We start from the raw sequence: 15,836 nt of genomic DNA on the forward strand, positions 1-15,836 counted from the left end.
GCGATGGTTAAAACGCCATTGCCAGAGTGTGGCCAGGTTAACAAATGGCCAATAAATCAGTTGCTTACAAATGAAAGTTGACGCACTGTTTGATGACGTGCAAAAGTTGATGCGCCTTTCTCGGTCGGTGCTGAAAAGGACAGTAAAGTCCTTTTCTTGCCGCCTGGACGGCAGGCTGCCGCCAAGGTAGACACAGTAAACCACGTGCTCTGCGTGTTTGAGATGACAGCAATGCTGTCTCTGTGGTGTCTGCCCGGCTTGCTTTCGATGGCCTGCCGACACTTCTATCATGAGAATTGCGGCGTATCCGGGGGTTTTTGTACGGCTTTACGGATCGGACCGATGATAATAACAGTTGGGTGCTTGCGGAGAGTCCATGGTCGCCATAACGAATACCACCTCCCTGACTTTTCTCAAGGAAGCGATTGACGCCACCCTGACGGAAGCGGAAAACAGCTTGGAGGCATTTTCCGACGACCCCTCCCGTCAGGAGGAGCTGGCACGCTGTGCCGAAGACTTCCAGCAATTGCGGGGTATCTGCCAGGTGGTAGAGCTGCCTGCGGCTGCGCTGATGAGTGAAGAGATGTCTCTTGCCGCCCGGGAGCTGCGTGAAAAGCAGTCCGATGCCCGGGTACAGGCATTGAGTAATGCCATTGTGTTGCTCACCCGCTATTTCGATTATGTCCAGTTGAAGAACCGCACTCTGCCGGCACTGTTGATCGGCGGTATTAATGAGCTGCGTCGCGCCGGTGGTAAGGCACTGATTCAGGAAAGCCATTTTTTTAGTGCCGAGCTATCCCGGCCCCGTAACCCGGTAGCGCCGGACAGTGACCTGCCTCGCGCCGAATTGCCGGCACTGGCCCGTCGCCTGCGCCACATGTATCAGACTGGCCTGCTGGGTGTATTGCGAGATCTGAACCCTTCGGTAAGCCTCCGTCTGATGGGGCGGGCCATGGTGCGCCTGGATCGCGCCGCCGGTGATTGTGGTCTGAGTCGGTTTCTGTGGATTGGCCAGGCCGTCATCACGGCCATGGTGGCCGATGACATGGCGATCACCCCGGCCCGTAAGGCGCTGTTGTCCCAGTACGACCGACAATTGAAGAAGCTGGTCTATGGTGGGGATCAGGCGCTCAGCGAAGAAGCGCCGTTGTTGATGATCAAGGAAAGTCTCTATCTGGTGTCTCTGTCCTCCCTGGACACAGGTGTGGTTGCGGAAGTGAAGCAGGCGTTTGCTCTGAACAATGATGTATCCGACGCCATCCTGCAGCGCGAACTGGCACTGATGACCGGTGCCAGCGGCTCGGTGATCCGTTCGGTTGCCAGTGCCATGCGCGATGAAATCAGTGAGCTGAAAGAAAGCCTGGATATGGCCTCCCAGGGAGTGGCTGACACCAATTATCAGTCCGTGGCCGCCAGCCTCAACCGTCTCGGTAGCACCCTGGCCATGATCGGTAAGGACGATGAGGCAGGAGTGATCAAACAGCGTGCCGCGCAGGTAAACGAGTGGCGTGCTGACCAGAACGTTGAAAGCGAAGCATTTCATGCGCTGGTGGATGACCTGCTTATGGTTGAGAACGTGGCGGCAAATCTGGAGCGCAGTATTGCGCCGGAAGACGACATCCATCGTGGCAGCAACAACAGCGGTATTTCTCTTTACCAGCTGGATGATGCTCGCATGACCGTGGTCGGGGAGTGCCGTGCCGGGCTGGCTCTGGCCAAGCGCTCCATCAGTTCTTTTATGGATAACAACTGGGATGCCATGCATCTTTCCAATCTGCCCGGCACCTTTGCGTCAATTGCCGGCGGCCTGATGTTCCTGGAGTTGCAGCGGGCCCGTGGTGTGACTGAGTCATGCCACAAATACATCGTTCATCAGCTCATTGAGGCTCCGACCACTCCCACCAAGGAAAATATGGAAACCTTGGCCGACGCCCTCACCGGCGTGGATTACTACCTGGAAAGTATGGAAGAGCAAAAGCCCATCGGCGACGGTGTGCTCGAGGTGGCTGAAGAAAGTATGAAAGCGCTGGGTTACCCGGTGGCCAAAGTGGCTTGATGACCATGATTGATCTCTCCAGCCCCGAACCCAAGGATGCTGAACACGCCCGTTGTTATGTCATCCATGAGCAAAATATCCTGATTGCCGCCGATCAGTGGCAGCTGCCGGTGATGCCGGCTTATATGCTTCGCCAGCATCCTCATTACTTTTATCTGGGTCTGTTGAACGGCGAGCCCTGTTACGTTTGTGAACTGGTCAACCACGAACTGGATGATGGTTCCCTGCAACCGGTGCCGCTACGGCAATTGATTTCCGGAGGCCTGGATGAGCCAGGCTTCTCGATGGTCAGCCGGGCCTTGCAGTTCCTCAGTTGGCAAAAGAACCACCGTTACTGCAGCCGCTGTGGCTCACTCACTGAAGCCCACCATCAGGATCTGGCCATGACCTGTCAGGCCTGTGGCTATTTCCAGTACCCGAGAATCACTCCCTGCATCATTACCCTGGTGACCCGCGGCGAGCATGCACTGCTGGGGCGCTCAACCCGTTTCCCGGAAGGGATGTATTCCTGTTTGGCGGGTTTCATGGAGGCAGGGGAGTCGGCGGAGCAGGCGCTGGCCCGTGAAGTGCGGGAAGAAAGTGGCATCGAAGTGACCAATCTTGAATATCTCACCAGCCAGTCATGGCCGTTTCCGCATTCGTTGATGCTGGGCTTCCACGCAGACTACGCCGGCGGGGAAATCTGTATTGATGATGACGAGATAGTAGCGGCGGACTGGTTTCACTACCGGTCACTGCCAATGATACCGCCACCGGGCAGTATCGCCCGAACCCTGATTGACCATTGGGTAGCGCGTTTCCAATAAAGGACAGAAGCAATGAACTACACACTCGCGCCTCTGGTGATTTTTATTTTCAGCCTGCTTTTCGTCTTGCTGGGCGCCTGGGTGCTGCTGCGCCAGCAATGGTTGATGCAATGGCTAAAAGGCACGGCAGGGCTGCTGATGGTGGGTCTGGCTATCTATCTGAGCCTGTTCGCCCTGAATATCTACGGCTACCGTGAATACGCTCAGGAAGTGTCCGTGGCCACGGTCAGCTTTCGTCAGTCCGGTGAGCAATCCTTCATTGCCACCGTTACCCGCACCGATGGCACCACCGAAGATTTCCGTCTGAAAGGGGATCAGTGGCAGCTGGATGCCCGGATTATCAAATGGAAAATGCCTTTCAGCCTGTTGGGCCTGCAGCCCGGCTACCAGTTGGACCGCATCTCCGGTCGATATTACGCACTGGAAGATGAGCGCTCGCGGGACCGCACTGTCTACAGTCTGCACCGTGACCCGGTGGGTATTGATGTCTGGAAGATGGCCCGGGACGGCTGGAGTCTGCTGGTGGATGCCAGTTATGGCAGTGCCGCCTATTTGCCCATGGCCGAAGGGGCGCTGTTTGAAGTGAATGCCGGCGCCACCGGTCTGGTGGCTCGCCCCATGAATGGCAGTGCCCAGCAAGCCATCTCCGGCTGGGATTGAGGCTGTCGGCTGGTCTTGAGGTGCCATTACAGCGTTCCTGTGGTGGCCGCCATACCCCATTGCCGCTCGGTTAGGTAGAATCCCTCTCACTCCTTTTCATCTGCCGACCACGGGCAGGTACCAATCCTACGGACAAGCAGGTAAACAGTGATCGCGTTTTTATCCGAATATGGCATGTTTCTGGCCAAGGTCGTTACTCTGGTGGTAGCAATCTTGTTTGTGATCGGCGGCATCGCCGCTACCGCTTCCCGCGGCCGCAACAAGGCGGGCCAGGACGGAGAACTGAGAGTCCGCCACCTCAATGAAGAATTTGAGGACCTCAAGGACTCTCTGGAGGCGGAAATCCTGCCCGAGGCACAGCGCAAGAAAGCCCATAAAGCGAAGCGCAAACAGGAAAAACTGGCAGCCAAGCAAAAGAAAAAGGCCGGGACCGAAGACAAGGTCGAACCACGCCTGTTCGTGCTGGATTTCGATGGCGATGTGCAGGCCAGCGCGGTGGATCATCTGCGCCGGGAAATCAGTGCCGTGCTGCAGGTAGCCACCCAGAATGACGAAGTGCTGGTGCGTTTGCAGAGCCCTGGTGGTCTGGTGCACAGCTATGGCCTGGCTGCGTCCCAGCTGCGCCGCATCCGTAATAGCGGCATCAAGTTGACCGTGACTGTGGACGAAGTGGCTGCCAGCGGCGGTTACATGATGGCCTGCATTGCTGACCGTATTGTGGCGGCGCCTTTCGCGGTGATTGGCTCCATTGGTGTGGTTGCCCAGATCCCCAACTTCCATCGTCTGTTGAAAAAGAACGATATCGACGTGGAGCTGATGACCGCCGGTGAATACAAGCGCACCATGACCATGCTGGGCGAGAACACCGAGAAAGGGCGCGCCAAATTCCAGGAAGAACTGGAAGAAACCCACCAGCTGTTCAAATCGTTTGTTCGCGACAATCGCCGCGGCCTGGATCTGGATAAAGTGGCCACTGGCGAGCACTGGTTTGGTAGCCAGGCCAAGGAACTGGGCCTGGTGGACGAGATCATGACCAGTGACGAACTGTTGCAACTGCGCCAGGGCACCCACTCTCTCTATCAGGTACAGTGGGAAGCCAAGCGCAAGCTGGGCGAACGGCTCGGTTTCTCCCTGGAAACCAGCCTGCACCGCGCCGTAGAAAAATTCTGGCACCGAGGCAGCCAGCGACAGATTCATTAAAAACTAGCTACTAGCTGCGAGCCACAAGACGCGGGAAAGTAGGGTGCCAATCGACAGAATATTGTCGCTGCGCACAGAGTCGCAAAGGTGTTGTTTCGCTGCGAGAGCGTTTCTGCTTGGTCGCAACTTGATTCGCGACTCGTAGCTGGTCGCTCGTAACTAGCCGCTTCAGAAGGAGTTCCATCATGAGTTTCCAAGCCCTGCTGACCCGTGAAACCGAGAACGGGTACCAAACCGCACTGGAAGAACGCGAACTGACTGATCTGGGGGAAGAGGGTGTGTTGGTGCGTGTGCACTGGTCATCTCTGAACTATAAAGATGCGCTTTCAGCCACCGGCAACAAGGGGGTTACCCGCCAGTTCCCCCATACGCCAGGTATTGATGCGGTGGGTGTGGTGGAGGAAACCACAGACGGCCCCTTCAGCGTTGGCGATACTGTGATCTGCACCGGTTATGACCTTGGCATGAATACGGATGGTGGCTACAGCCAGTACATCCGGGTGCCTGCGGAATGGCTGGTTCCGCTGCCTGAGGGGTTGGCCCCCCGTGATGCCATGGTGCTGGGTACCGCCGGGCTCACCGCTGCACTGTGCGTGGAGTCATTGCTCGATACCGGTCTCAATCCGGATCAGGGTCCGGTGTTGGTGACCGGCGCCACTGGGGGAGTGGGGAGTATCACGGTCGCCATTCTCTCCAAGCTGGGTTTTTCCGTGACCGCTGTGAGCGGCAAATCGGAATCACACCCGTGGCTCAAGTCGCTGGGCGCCAGTGAGGTGATCAGTCGCGACAGTTTTCTTGAGAACGCCGGCAAACCCATGCTGAAAGAGCAATGGGCCGGGGCGGTGGATTGTGCCGGTGGTGATATGCTGACCACGGCATTGAAGAGCCTTAAATATGGTGGCTGTGCCGCCTGCTGTGGGTTGGCGGCATCTCCCAAGCTGGAAATGACCGTATTGCCCTTTATTCTGCGCGGTGTGAACCTGTTGGGCGTGGACAGTGTTGAGCTGCCCTGCGAGATCAAACAGCAAATGTGGCAGTTACTTGCGGACGAATGGATGCCCGTGGATCTGCCTCTGCTGGAAGCGGATGAGGTTGAACTGGAAGGTGTTAACGCCTGGGTGGATAAAATTCTCCAGGGCGGCGTCCGGGGCCGTGTGGTTGTGCGCTTGCCCTGATGGCTGAAACGTTCAATCTTGATAAAAAAGCGCGGCGAGGCCGCGCTTTTTTATTTGTCTGAAGAAAGGCACTAACGCATTCTATGAGCATACGGTATTTCGATAGCATGCAGGCGAGACAACAAGGGCATGAGCCACAATGACTGACAGCAATTGGCTGAAAATTGCATTGCAACTGAATGGCCAGGGTGGCGCATCTGAACTGGCCGCGGAGCAGTCTCTGGCGGAAAGGACTGCCTACTGGGTGCATCTGGACTACACCCGCGAAGAAAGTGAGCAGTGGTTGCGCCGACAGTCCATACCGCTGGCGGTGATCGATTCGCTGACCGCAGCGGAAACCCGCCCTCGCGCCTCGGAAGTGGCCGGTGGCGTACTGGTGTATTTGCGCGGCGTTAACCTGAATCCCGGTGCCCGGCCCGAGGACATGATTGCCTTGCGCATGTGGGTTGGGCCAATGGGCCTGGTGAGCAGCCAGAGACGTGCCTTGCTCAGTGTTGATGCGGTGAAGGGCACGCTGGACAGTCAGCAGGGGCCGGAATCAATCAGCGCTCTGGTGGCCGAATTGGTAGATCAGTTGATCTGGCGTATGGAAGAGGTAATCGCGAATCTGGAGTCCGAAGTCGAGGGCTGTGCCCTGCAGCTGGAAGAGGCTCCCACATCCAGCCTGACGCCACAACTGAGCCTGCTACGCCGGCGAGCGATTACGCTGCGACGGTATCTTGCCCCCCAGCGTGAGGCATTGATCAAGCTACAGAATGAATCGCTGTTTGCGGCGGCGGATACCATGCTGATCCGAGAAGCCACGGATCGTTTGCAACGTTTGCTGGAAGATCTGGATGCAGCCAGGGAGCATGCGACCTTGTTGCAGGAAGAGGTCTTTTCGGTGCAGAACGAAGCGATCAATGATCGTATGTATCTGCTGGCGATCATTTCCGCATTGTTCCTGCCGCTGGGGTTTCTGACCGGCCTGTTCGGTATCAATGTGGGCGGGCTGCCGGGCGTCGAGGATCCGCATGCTTTCTGGTGGTTCTGTTCCGGCGTGGGGGTGATTGCCGTTGGCGTCGCCATCTGGATGCGAAAACGCCGCTGGTTGTAGCCAGCGGCGTTGTCGTGGATCTGCCGTTGAGGGGGTTGCCGTTCAGCCCCGGCGGTAGATCGGTTTGGGCTCGTTCACATCGCCCTGGTAGGTAATGCTGAAATCCTTGAGGCCCTGCAGTGCGTCTTCAATGCTACGATCTGCACGGACTTCAAAGGCATTGAAGCCGCAGCGGGTCATATAGAACAGCTGGTCACGCAGCACATCGCCGGTGGCACGAACTTCACCTTTGAAACCATAGCGGGTTCGCAGCTCACGGGCATAGGAGTAACCGCGACCGTCCTTGAAGGCCGGAAAGTGGATCGCCACCAGCGGCAGGCTGGCCAGATCGTCTTCCAGGTCCTTGGGCTCTTCGCCCGGTGCAAGCCATACGGCCACATCACCACGGTCGATCAGGGCATCGCGATTTTCCTGCCAGTAGGCCAGCGGCACAATGATTTTGCCTTGTGCCGGCACGCCGCTTTCCAGAGCATCTGCTTCCAGTCGCTGCCACAGGTTGTCCGCGATGGCGCCATCAATGATTACCTTATCCATAGATGCGCTCCTTGAACGGGTCCATGCCAATGCGCTCGTAGGTGTCGATAAACGGCTCGTTTTCGAGGCGCTTTTCTACATAGAGCTTGATGATATTTTCAACCACATCGGTAATCTGATCAGACTCGAAGGACGGGCCCAGTTTCTCGCCCACGCGTGACTCTCTGTCACCACGGCCACCCAGGGTGACCTGGTAGAACTCCTTGCCTTTCTTGTCCACGCCGAGAATACCGATGTGGCCAATATGGTGGTGACCACAGGCGTTCATGCAACCGGAAATGTTCAGGTCGATGAGCCCCAGGTCATGCACATAATCCATGTTATCGAAGCGGCGCTGGATGGATTCCGCCACCGGAATGGATTTGGCGTTGGCCAGGGCGCACAGATCGCCACCGGGGCAGGCCACGATATCGGTGATCAGGCCCAGGTTGGGGGTGGCGAAACCGAGAGCGTCCAGAGCTTTCCACAGGTCGTAGAGATCCGAGGCGGCCACATCAGCCAGCACCATGTTCTGCTGGTGACTGTTGCGCAGCACACCGAAGCTGTACTGGTCCGCCAGATCGGCAACGGCTTCCAGCTGCTCATCGCTGATATCGCCCGGTACCCGACCAGTTTTCTTCAGGGTCAGGGTAACAGCGCGGTAACCGGCCTGTTTGTGGGCGCGGGTATTGGTGTGATACCAACGGCTGAACGCCTTGTCTTCGGCCAGTTTGGCGTTCAGGGCGGCGCTGTCCACGGTTTGGTAGTCCGGGGCGCTGAAGCAGGACTGAATACGTTCTACTTCTTCCCGGGTCAGGGTCATCGGGCCGTCTTTCAGCTCGGCGAATTCCTGTTCCACCAGCTCGCGGTACTTGTCGGCACCCAGAGCCTTGACCAGAATCTTGATACGGGCCTTGTACTTGTTGTCGCGGTTACCGTACTTGTTGTACACCCGCAGGATGGACTCCAGGTAGGGCAACAGGTCTTGCCATGGGACAAACTCGCCAATCACGGAACCTGTCATGGGGGTGCGGCCCAGGCCGCCACCGGCCCATACCTGGAAGCCGGTCTCGCCGTTGGCATCGTGAACCAGCTGTACGCCTATATCGTGGACGCCGATCAGGGCCGGGTCCGCATCGGGGACGGCATTCACGGCAATCTTGAATTTACGCGGCAGGTAGGCGAATTCCGGGTTGAAGGTGGACCACTGGCGAATGATTTCACACCAGGGACGCGGATCTTCAATTTCGTCCGGATTCACACCAGCGAATTCATCGGTGGTGATGTTACGGATACAGTTGCCGCTGGTCTGAATGGCGTGCATCTGCACGTCAGCCAGCTCGGCAAGAATATCCGGCACTTCTTCCACGGAAGGCCAGTTCAGCTGAATATTCTGGCGGGTGCTGACGTGGCAGAAGCCCTTGTCATAGGTGCGCACAATATGAGCCAGACGGCGCAGCTGACGACTCGCCAGTAAGCCATAAGGAACGGAAATGCGCAGCATCGGCGCATAACGTTGAATATAGAGGCCGTTCTGGAGACGCAGGACGAGAAATTCGTCTTCGCTCAGTTCTCCAGCCAGATAACGGCGGGTCTGGTCGCGATACTGCGCAACCCGCTCTTCCAGCAGTCGCTGGTCATGTTCCTGATAGACGTACATGGGACCGATTCACCGTCCTTTATGCTTGAACCTAAATCCATGTCAAATCATAGATTCGGGTTAGAATTCAACAGGTAAGCGTCGCCCTCAGGGGAGGGAGAGCGGCACTCTAACAAAGCGCCCTTATAGTGAAAAGAAATATCTTGGCATATCGCTATAACGAATGCTCATCTAAGCGGGCTTATTTCGCGACGGCGTCCAGTACCATATTCACGGTAACGATCATGCCGATGATCAGTGCCAGAACCAACACTACATAGACACCGATATAGTTGCCGGCATCGCCTTTGGTGAAGTCCCGCTCGCGGTTTTTCGAGCTCTGGACCCCGAATAAAGCGGCCAGAATGCTGCTGATGGTCTGGATTAACGTCGGTTTTTTGCCCTGATCGGAGGGGGTGTGATGCTGCTCGGACATGGAAAATCCTGCGTTTTGGCGATTGGCTGAACGATAAATTACGTCTGCTATTGTACGCTTGCCGAGCGCCGGGTAACAGCGGAGAAGGCCGGGGTTGAATTCACTTCACCACGGCACCATTGCAACTGTGGAATACCTGACTAAAATAGTCAGGAAAGCATTACCACCCCCAGCAGGCTGGTGAAAAACCCTTTGCCTGCTCAGGCTTTCAGGCTGGCTGGTAATCTAGGCGCAATTTTGAAGGTGTGTGTCCACCCATCGAGAAATTGCAACAACGAGTACGGGCCAGCCTGAAAGCCTCGAAGGGCGTCGCCTGAAGCGCATATCTGCTGCGCGCTTCAGGCTACGCTGAGCATGCAAGGGGTTTTTCAGCAGCCTGCCAGGTGGCCATTCATCCCGAACAGGAATCATGATGGCAGAGCAGTTGATCGATATTACCGAAACCGCCCAGGATTACTTGCGTGACCTGTTGGGCAAGCAGGATCAGCAGGGCGATATCGGCGTGCGCATTTTTGTAGAGCGTCCCGGTACCCCCCATGCGGAGTGCTGCATGGCCTATTGCCCGGATGGCGAACAGGAAGACAGCGACGTTCGCTACGACTACGAGGGCTTTCACGCCTGGGTAGAAGGCAAGAGCGTGCGCTACCTGGAAGATGCGGTGATCGACTACAAGAAAGACAGCATGGGAGGTCAGCTCACTTTCCGCGCCCCGAAATCCCGGGTGCCCGATATCAGCGAAGACGCCAGCATCGAAGAGAAAATCAATTACGTCTTGTATGCCGAAATCAACCCCAACCTGGCGGCCCATGGCGGCAGCGTTCAATTGCTGGAGCTGACGGAAGATAACGTGGCCGTGCTGGAATTCGGTGGCGGCTGCCAGGGTTGCTCCGTGGTCGATGTGACCCTGCGTGATGGCGTAGAGAAAACCCTCAAAGAACGCGTGCCGGACCTGACCGGTGTGCGCGACAAGACCGACCACACCGTCACGGACAACGCTTACTACAGCTAACAGCTTCGAGCTACTAGCTTCTAGAAAAGAAAACGCAGCCTTAGGCTGCGTTTTCTTGTTTAAGGTCTTCGCGTTTACTAGAAGCTAGTGGCTAGCAGCTCGTAGCTTCCCCCTCACCCGCACTGCGGCTTGCGTCCCGCCGCCTGAGCTTGCTGATACAGCGGCATCACTTCCGGTATGCGCGCGCGCAGTCCGTTAATGCGGGTGGAATTGGAGGGGTGAGTGGACATGAATTCCGGCGGCTCGTTACCGCCATTGGCCGCTGCCATGTTCTGCCACAGATTGACGCTTTCGCGGGGATCGAAACCGGCCTGAGCCATCAGCTGCAGGCCAATGATATCGGCTTCCGCTTCGTGCTTGCGACTGAAGGGCAGGGCAACACCATACTCTGCGCCCACCCCCAGTGCGGCCATGATGCCCTGTTTGGCCGCGCTGTCCTGGCCAGCCAGGGCGCCCAGAAGCTGCATGCCGCCCTGGGTGGCATACTGCAGGGACATCCGTTCGTTGGAGTGCTGGGCTTGCACATGTCCGATCTCATGGCCGATCACGGCGGCAAGCTGGCTCTGGTTCTTGGCCACATTCAACAGGCCGGTGTGGACACCGATCTTTCCTCCGGGCAGGGCAAAGGCGTTGGCGCTGTCTTCCTGGAACACGGTGACTTCCCATTGCTGGTTGCCACCCACGGTGTTGGTAATGGCATTGCTCACGCAAAGGACATAGTTCACTTCACGGCTATCTTTGCTCTGTGGTTTCTCTTCTTTCATTTGTGCATAGGCGGTGGCGCCCATTTGGTCCATCTCACCGGCGGGCATCAGCAGGAACTGATTGCGGCCCAATGGCGAGGTGGCACAGGCCACAAGCCCGGCAGTGAGGGCGGAAATCATAATCAGACGTCGAAATTTCATTATTCTGTTACTCCCATTCCCGCAGAAAACGGCGGGACACAAACATAAGCCAGCTTGCCCAGCCAGCGCTTCCGAGGAAGATGATAAGGCCAAACAGGGAAATTTCCCATGGTGCAGGAGGCACACGGCCGGCCAGCATAAGTGAACCGCCTATAAAACCGGCTGACACCAATAACGCTTGGACCTGTCGATACTGGCCGCGTTCCAGTCTGGCTACCAGCCTTTCAAGGTGGCGTGGATCAATGCTGCCCTCCTGTTGCGACGGCAAATTGCCGGCGTGGGGCGGCGCATAAACCTTGTCCACCACGTCCAGTGCACGCAGGCTCAGGCTCTTGGCCAGCCGCACCGGGGAGTAGCGGGTGCGGATCATGCGTTTGAGTAGTGGCTCCGCCTCGGTCATCAGATCAAAATCCGGGTTGAGCAGACGCCCGAACCCTTCCAGCGTGATAATCGCCTTGATGAACAGGGCGATATCACTGGGTAGTACCAGGTTATGGTTGCGCACCAGGGCGGTGATATCCGTGAGCAGGGCAGTAATGTCCAGCTGTGACAGGGAGATGCCGTGGTACTGGCTGATCACGTCTTCCACGTCAGACACTAACTGATCGAAGCGGACCGGTTGGCCATCGGACCAGTTGGAAAGCACCGCCGCGCATTGCTCGGCCTCGCGCAGCACCACCGAGCGGGTGATCTGCAGTATCTGCTCGCGGCGGCTATGGCTGAGTTTACCGACCATACCGAAATCCAGCATGGCGATGCGGTTGCCGCTCTGGATGATGAAGTTACCCGGGTGCGGGTCGGCGTGGAAAAAGCCGTCTTCCAGGGCCATCTTCCAGGCGGCCAGGGCACCGCGCCGGGCGATTAGTACCCGGTCGAGGCCTTCTGCATCCAGCTCGTCTGTGGCGCGGGCGGGAATGCCCTGGATATGCTCCTGCACCTGCAGGGTCTGTGATGACAGCTCCCAATACACCCGGGGAACTGTCAGCCACTTCAGAGAGCGCAGGTTCTTGCGAATACGATCGGCGTTGCGCGCTTCGATGGTGAAATCCAGCTCCCGGGTGAGGGAGCGTTTGAACTCGCGCACCAGTTCCACGGGACGGTAGCGGCGCAGCTCCACAGAGTTGTCCGCCGCCAGCTTGGCGAGCTGGTCCAGCAGGCGCAGATCGGATTCGATTTTGGCGCGGATGCCGGGTTTCTGGATCTTCAGCACCACTTTCTGGCCACGGCGGGTAAGGCCGCTGTGCACCTGACCGATGGAGGCTACACCAATGGGTTTGGGATCGATGCGGGCAAAGGCCGACTCCAGAGATTTGCCCAGGGCCGCTTCGAGATGGGGGACCAGTTCTTCATAGGGGATGGCGGTGGCCTGGTCCTGGAGCTTCTCGAACTCGGCAATCCAGTCCAGCGGGAACAGGTCCACCCGGGTGGCCAGTACCTGCCCCAGTTTGACGAAAGTGGGGCCCATCTCTTCCATGGCATGGCGCAGTCGCTCGGCGGTACCCATGCGCAGCATGTCCGGGCGCATGGAACTGCGCACCAGCTTGCCGGCATGTTCCACCGGAGTGGAAAGCCCCAATCGACGAATCACGTCGGCAAAGCCGTATTTGAGCAGAATGGTGGCCAGCTCATTCATGCGTAACAGATCTTTGCCGGTGTGGAGAATGCTCACGGGGAATTTCCTTTTGTCGTACTCTCCTGATCCAGCAACCGCTGTTTCAGTGCTGTGCCCCAGTAGAATCCGCCGTGACCCCCATCGGCACGGGTGACCCTGTGACAGGGCACCAGGACTGCCAGGCGGTTCTTGCCCACTGCCTGGCCTACGGCCCGGGCCTGGCTGCCAACTTGCCGGGCAATCTCGCCATAGGAGCGGGTGCTGCCGGGGGGAATGTGTAATAGCGCTTGCCATACCTGTCGCTGGAATGGCGTGCCGCAAAGATGTAGCGGGCTCGGCGCGGAATCGGGGTGGTCCAGGGTGGCCAGCAGTGCCGGGGTGGGTTGCTCTATGAGGTTAGCGGCGGGAAAGCGCTGCTTCAGTCTGCCCAGCGCGTCATCCTTGTTGTTGCAGAAATCGAAGTGGATCAGGCCGTGAGCGGACTCGGCGACCAGAGCATGGCCATAGCAGCTTTCGCCATAGTACCAGGTCAGTGGCTCTGCATAATCGTCGGATTCATGCAGGTGCGGACTGGCGGGGGTGGCGGCCTCTGCCATGGTTCCTGTCAATGGATGCAGCCAGTGTTCGATCGCATCAGCGATCGCCTCAGGGTTATCTTCCTGCACATAGTGCAGCCCGCGACCGCAATCGGAAATATCCAGATTGGGGATCTGATCCAGCAACCAGCGAATGCGCGCCGGGCCGAGCACGGCCCCGGGGCGAAACCTCAGTAGCAGCATGGGCTGGGGCATGCTGCCCAGTCCCTTTTCAATCTCCTCAATGGCCTTCCAGGCTTCATCCTGGCGGTCATTGATCGGTAGTTGGTTGGGCCAGACATATACCGGGTAGCGGGACGCCCGCTGACGAAACGGCTTCTGGTAGATGCGCCTGACGCTGCGGGGAAGATGACGAATAACACCGAAAGGCAGCACCATCCTGACAAACAGATTGCGGTTGATAATCAGAAACCGGCCCAGGCGTTCTTGTCGGAAGGCAAAGAAAAGAGGGCGCAAGGGCAGGGGGAACTCATCCCAGTCACAGGTGAACGGGAAGGTTTCCATAAAACACAGACGGCTGACGGTCCGGGGTTGTTGCTGTGCCAATCGAAAACCCAGGGGGCCGCCCCAGTCGTGGAGCACAAGGGTGATGTCGGAGAGCCCCAGGGTAGCAACGAAATCTTCCAGATAGCGGTAATGGGTCAGAAAGCGGTAATCGATGTCGGGCTGGTCGCTGTTGCCAAAACCGATCAGGTCCAGAGCGATACAGCGATAGTGGCCCCGAAGCGGCTTGATCACGTTGCGCCACAGGTAACTGGAGGTGGGATTGCCATGGATGAACAGCAGTACCGGTCCTTCACCTTCATCAATATAGTGCAGGCGGTGGCCATTCAGCGTGACGTAACGTGACTCAAACGGAAAATCCGCAAAACCCATGACATGCATCCCTTGCATCGAATTTTTCAACTGTTACCGCTTTTCTGGCAAGATGCCATGGCTGTGTCAGTAACGTAAAGTGCGAAAAAATGTCAAAACCCTATCTCCGTGACGATCTAGTGGAAGTGCGCCATAGCGCCGTCCATGGTCGTGGCCTGTTTGCCACCCAGCGAATCAAGAAAGATACCGAGCTGGGTTTGTGTAAAACCAAGGTTGCCAAAAAAGATGGCCCCTATGTGTTATCGCTGGATGACGAGGGCAAAGAGCGCTACCGGGTGCTCTGTGATCTGCGCTTCATCAACCACGGCAAGAAACCCAACGTGGCTTACTATGACGACCTGACCGTGGTGGCCCTGAAGTCCATCAAGGCCGGGGAAGAGCTGCTGCACGACTACGGCGATGATTGGGAATAACCTGTAGGAGCTATGCTTGCATGGCGAACCTGCTCGCGATGATATTTATCGCGGTTTCCGGGCGGTTCGCCATGCAAGCATAGCTCCTACAGCTGCGCAGGGTGCACCATTTGGGTTGCTTAAAACGGGCAGGGTGAGGTGAATTCCTGCCATAGCCCGGTCATCGGGTGGTTGAAGGCCAGCCACTCCGCGTGCAGCAACAACCTCGGGCTCAGTGCCTCAATCTCCGGCGGCGCATACATGTCGCAGCCTATGATGGGATGACCCAGCTCCCGACAGTGAATCCGTAGTTGATGGCTGCGGCCGGTGACGGGGCTTAACGCTAGCCGGGTGCGGTTGCGGGCTTCGTCCCGTTCCAGCACCTGGTAATGGGTGAGGGCGGACTTGCCTGTGTCGTAACAGACCTTCTGCAACGGGCGGTTGGGCCAGTCCGCGATCAATGGCAACTCGATGCTGCCGCTATCTTTTGCTACCAGGCCGTGCACCACCGCCTGATAGCGTTTCTTCACGGTACGTTGCTGGAACAGCCGGCTGAGTTGGCTCTGCGCCTGGCGGGTGAGAGCGAAGACCATGATGCCTGACGTATCCAGATCCAGTCGGTGTACCAGGCGTATATCCGGATCTTTTCGCGCCAGGCGTCGCACCGCACAGTCCTGATTTTCCGGTGCGCGCCCCGGCACACTGAGCAGATAGGCCGGTTTGTTGACCAGCAGAATATGCTCATCCCTGTACACCGTGCTCACCCGCTCATGGCAGGTGGGCACGACATAGTAGGGTTTGTCGGCGGGTGAATTCATCGGGCAGTTCGTCGTTGAGATCGCAGAGATACTGACTCCGGGACTTC

General features: G+C 57.6%; 15 protein-coding genes. 8 read left to right on the top strand and 7 right to left on the bottom strand.

Annotation, left to right across the window (positions count from 1 at the left end):
• Window positions 1-376 precede the first annotated feature (376 nt).
• From ACMG4M_RS08660 to ACMG4M_RS08685, 6 genes are all read left to right on the top strand, one after another.
• Window positions 377-2,056, top strand: coding sequence for a hypothetical protein (locus ACMG4M_RS08660; RefSeq protein WP_035244223.1), 1,680 nt, complete (start codon window positions 377-379; stop codon window positions 2,054-2,056).
• A complete protein-coding gene (nudC, locus tag ACMG4M_RS08665) occupies window positions 2,056-2,862 on the top strand; it encodes an NAD(+) diphosphatase (protein WP_414429828.1) in 807 nt (268 codons plus the stop codon). The genes ACMG4M_RS08660 and nudC overlap by 1 nt, the downstream gene beginning before the upstream one ends.
• 12 nt (window positions 2,863-2,874) lie before the next feature.
• Window positions 2,875-3,522, top strand: coding sequence for a hypothetical protein (locus ACMG4M_RS08670; protein ID WP_035244225.1), 648 nt, complete (start codon window positions 2,875-2,877; stop codon window positions 3,520-3,522).
• Between the two features lie 147 nt (window positions 3,523-3,669).
• Complete coding sequence (gene sohB / locus ACMG4M_RS08675) at window positions 3,670-4,722, top strand: protease SohB (RefSeq protein ID WP_198030595.1); 1,053 nt, start codon at window positions 3,670-3,672, stop codon at window positions 4,720-4,722.
• A gap of 185 nt (window positions 4,723-4,907) precedes the next feature.
• Entirely contained in the window at window positions 4,908-5,897 is a 990-nt protein-coding gene (locus tag ACMG4M_RS08680; protein ID WP_414429829.1) for a YhdH/YhfP family quinone oxidoreductase, read from the top strand.
• Between the two features lie 139 nt (window positions 5,898-6,036).
• Complete coding sequence (locus ACMG4M_RS08685; RefSeq protein ID WP_414429830.1) at window positions 6,037-6,993, top strand: zinc transporter ZntB; 957 nt, start codon at window positions 6,037-6,039, stop codon at window positions 6,991-6,993.
• Between the two features lie 42 nt (window positions 6,994-7,035).
• Here ACMG4M_RS08685 and ACMG4M_RS08690 read toward each other — a convergent pair whose 3' ends face one another.
• The 3 genes from ACMG4M_RS08690 to ACMG4M_RS08700 form a co-directional block, all read right to left on the bottom strand.
• Window positions 7,036-7,527 (bottom strand): DUF934 domain-containing protein, encoded by a 492-nt coding sequence (locus ACMG4M_RS08690; protein ID WP_272974604.1) that lies wholly within the window; start codon window positions 7,525-7,527, stop codon window positions 7,036-7,038.
• Window positions 7,520-9,166, bottom strand: coding sequence for a nitrite/sulfite reductase (locus tag ACMG4M_RS08695; RefSeq protein ID WP_035244231.1), 1,647 nt, complete (start codon window positions 9,164-9,166; stop codon window positions 7,520-7,522). Before ACMG4M_RS08695 ends, ACMG4M_RS08690 begins: the two co-directional genes overlap by 8 nt.
• A 181-nt stretch (window positions 9,167-9,347) precedes the next feature.
• Window positions 9,348-9,581 carry a DUF2970 domain-containing protein gene (locus tag ACMG4M_RS08700; protein WP_035244233.1) on the bottom strand — a complete coding sequence of 78 codons (234 nt, stop codon included), beginning with the start codon at window positions 9,579-9,581 and terminating at the stop codon, window positions 9,348-9,350.
• A gap of 409 nt (window positions 9,582-9,990) precedes the next feature.
• On the opposite strand from ACMG4M_RS08700, the gene nfuA reads away from it, so the two are divergent.
• Window positions 9,991-10,590 (top strand): Fe-S biogenesis protein NfuA, encoded by a 600-nt coding sequence (gene nfuA, locus ACMG4M_RS08705; RefSeq protein ID WP_035244235.1) that lies wholly within the window; start codon window positions 9,991-9,993, stop codon window positions 10,588-10,590.
• Between the two features lie 113 nt (window positions 10,591-10,703).
• On the opposite strand, the gene ACMG4M_RS08710 is transcribed toward nfuA, so the two are convergent.
• From ACMG4M_RS08710 to ACMG4M_RS08720, 3 genes are read right to left on the bottom strand one after another with little or no spacing between them, the layout of a single operon-like run.
• Window positions 10,704-11,495: a M48 family metallopeptidase gene (locus tag ACMG4M_RS08710; RefSeq protein ID WP_272961875.1), complete on the bottom strand. Its 792-nt coding sequence runs from the start codon at window positions 11,493-11,495 to the stop codon at window positions 10,704-10,706.
• 7 nt (window positions 11,496-11,502) lie between these two features.
• Window positions 11,503-13,164, bottom strand: coding sequence for an ABC1 kinase family protein (locus ACMG4M_RS08715; RefSeq protein WP_035244239.1), 1,662 nt, complete (start codon window positions 13,162-13,164; stop codon window positions 11,503-11,505).
• On the bottom strand, window positions 13,161-14,579 hold the full coding sequence (locus ACMG4M_RS08720) for a haloalkane dehalogenase (protein WP_272961873.1): 1,419 nt from the start codon (window positions 14,577-14,579) through the stop codon (window positions 13,161-13,163). The genes ACMG4M_RS08715 and ACMG4M_RS08720 overlap by 4 nt, the downstream gene beginning before the upstream one ends.
• An 89-nt stretch (window positions 14,580-14,668) precedes the next feature.
• Between ACMG4M_RS08720 and ACMG4M_RS08725 the strand changes: the two genes are divergently transcribed.
• On the top strand, window positions 14,669-14,992 hold the full coding sequence (locus tag ACMG4M_RS08725; protein WP_035244240.1) for an SET domain-containing protein: 324 nt from the start codon (window positions 14,669-14,671) through the stop codon (window positions 14,990-14,992).
• A 119-nt stretch (window positions 14,993-15,111) separates the two neighbouring features.
• Here ACMG4M_RS08725 and ACMG4M_RS08730 read toward each other — a convergent pair whose 3' ends face one another.
• On the bottom strand, window positions 15,112-15,789 hold the full coding sequence (locus tag ACMG4M_RS08730; protein ID WP_035244241.1) for a pseudouridine synthase: 678 nt from the start codon (window positions 15,787-15,789) through the stop codon (window positions 15,112-15,114).
• Window positions 15,790-15,836 lie beyond the last annotated feature (47 nt).

The organism is Alcanivorax sp. IL3 (genome assembly GCF_047495465.1).
Lineage (GTDB): Bacteria > Pseudomonadota > Gammaproteobacteria > Pseudomonadales > Alcanivoracaceae > Alcanivorax > Alcanivorax jadensis.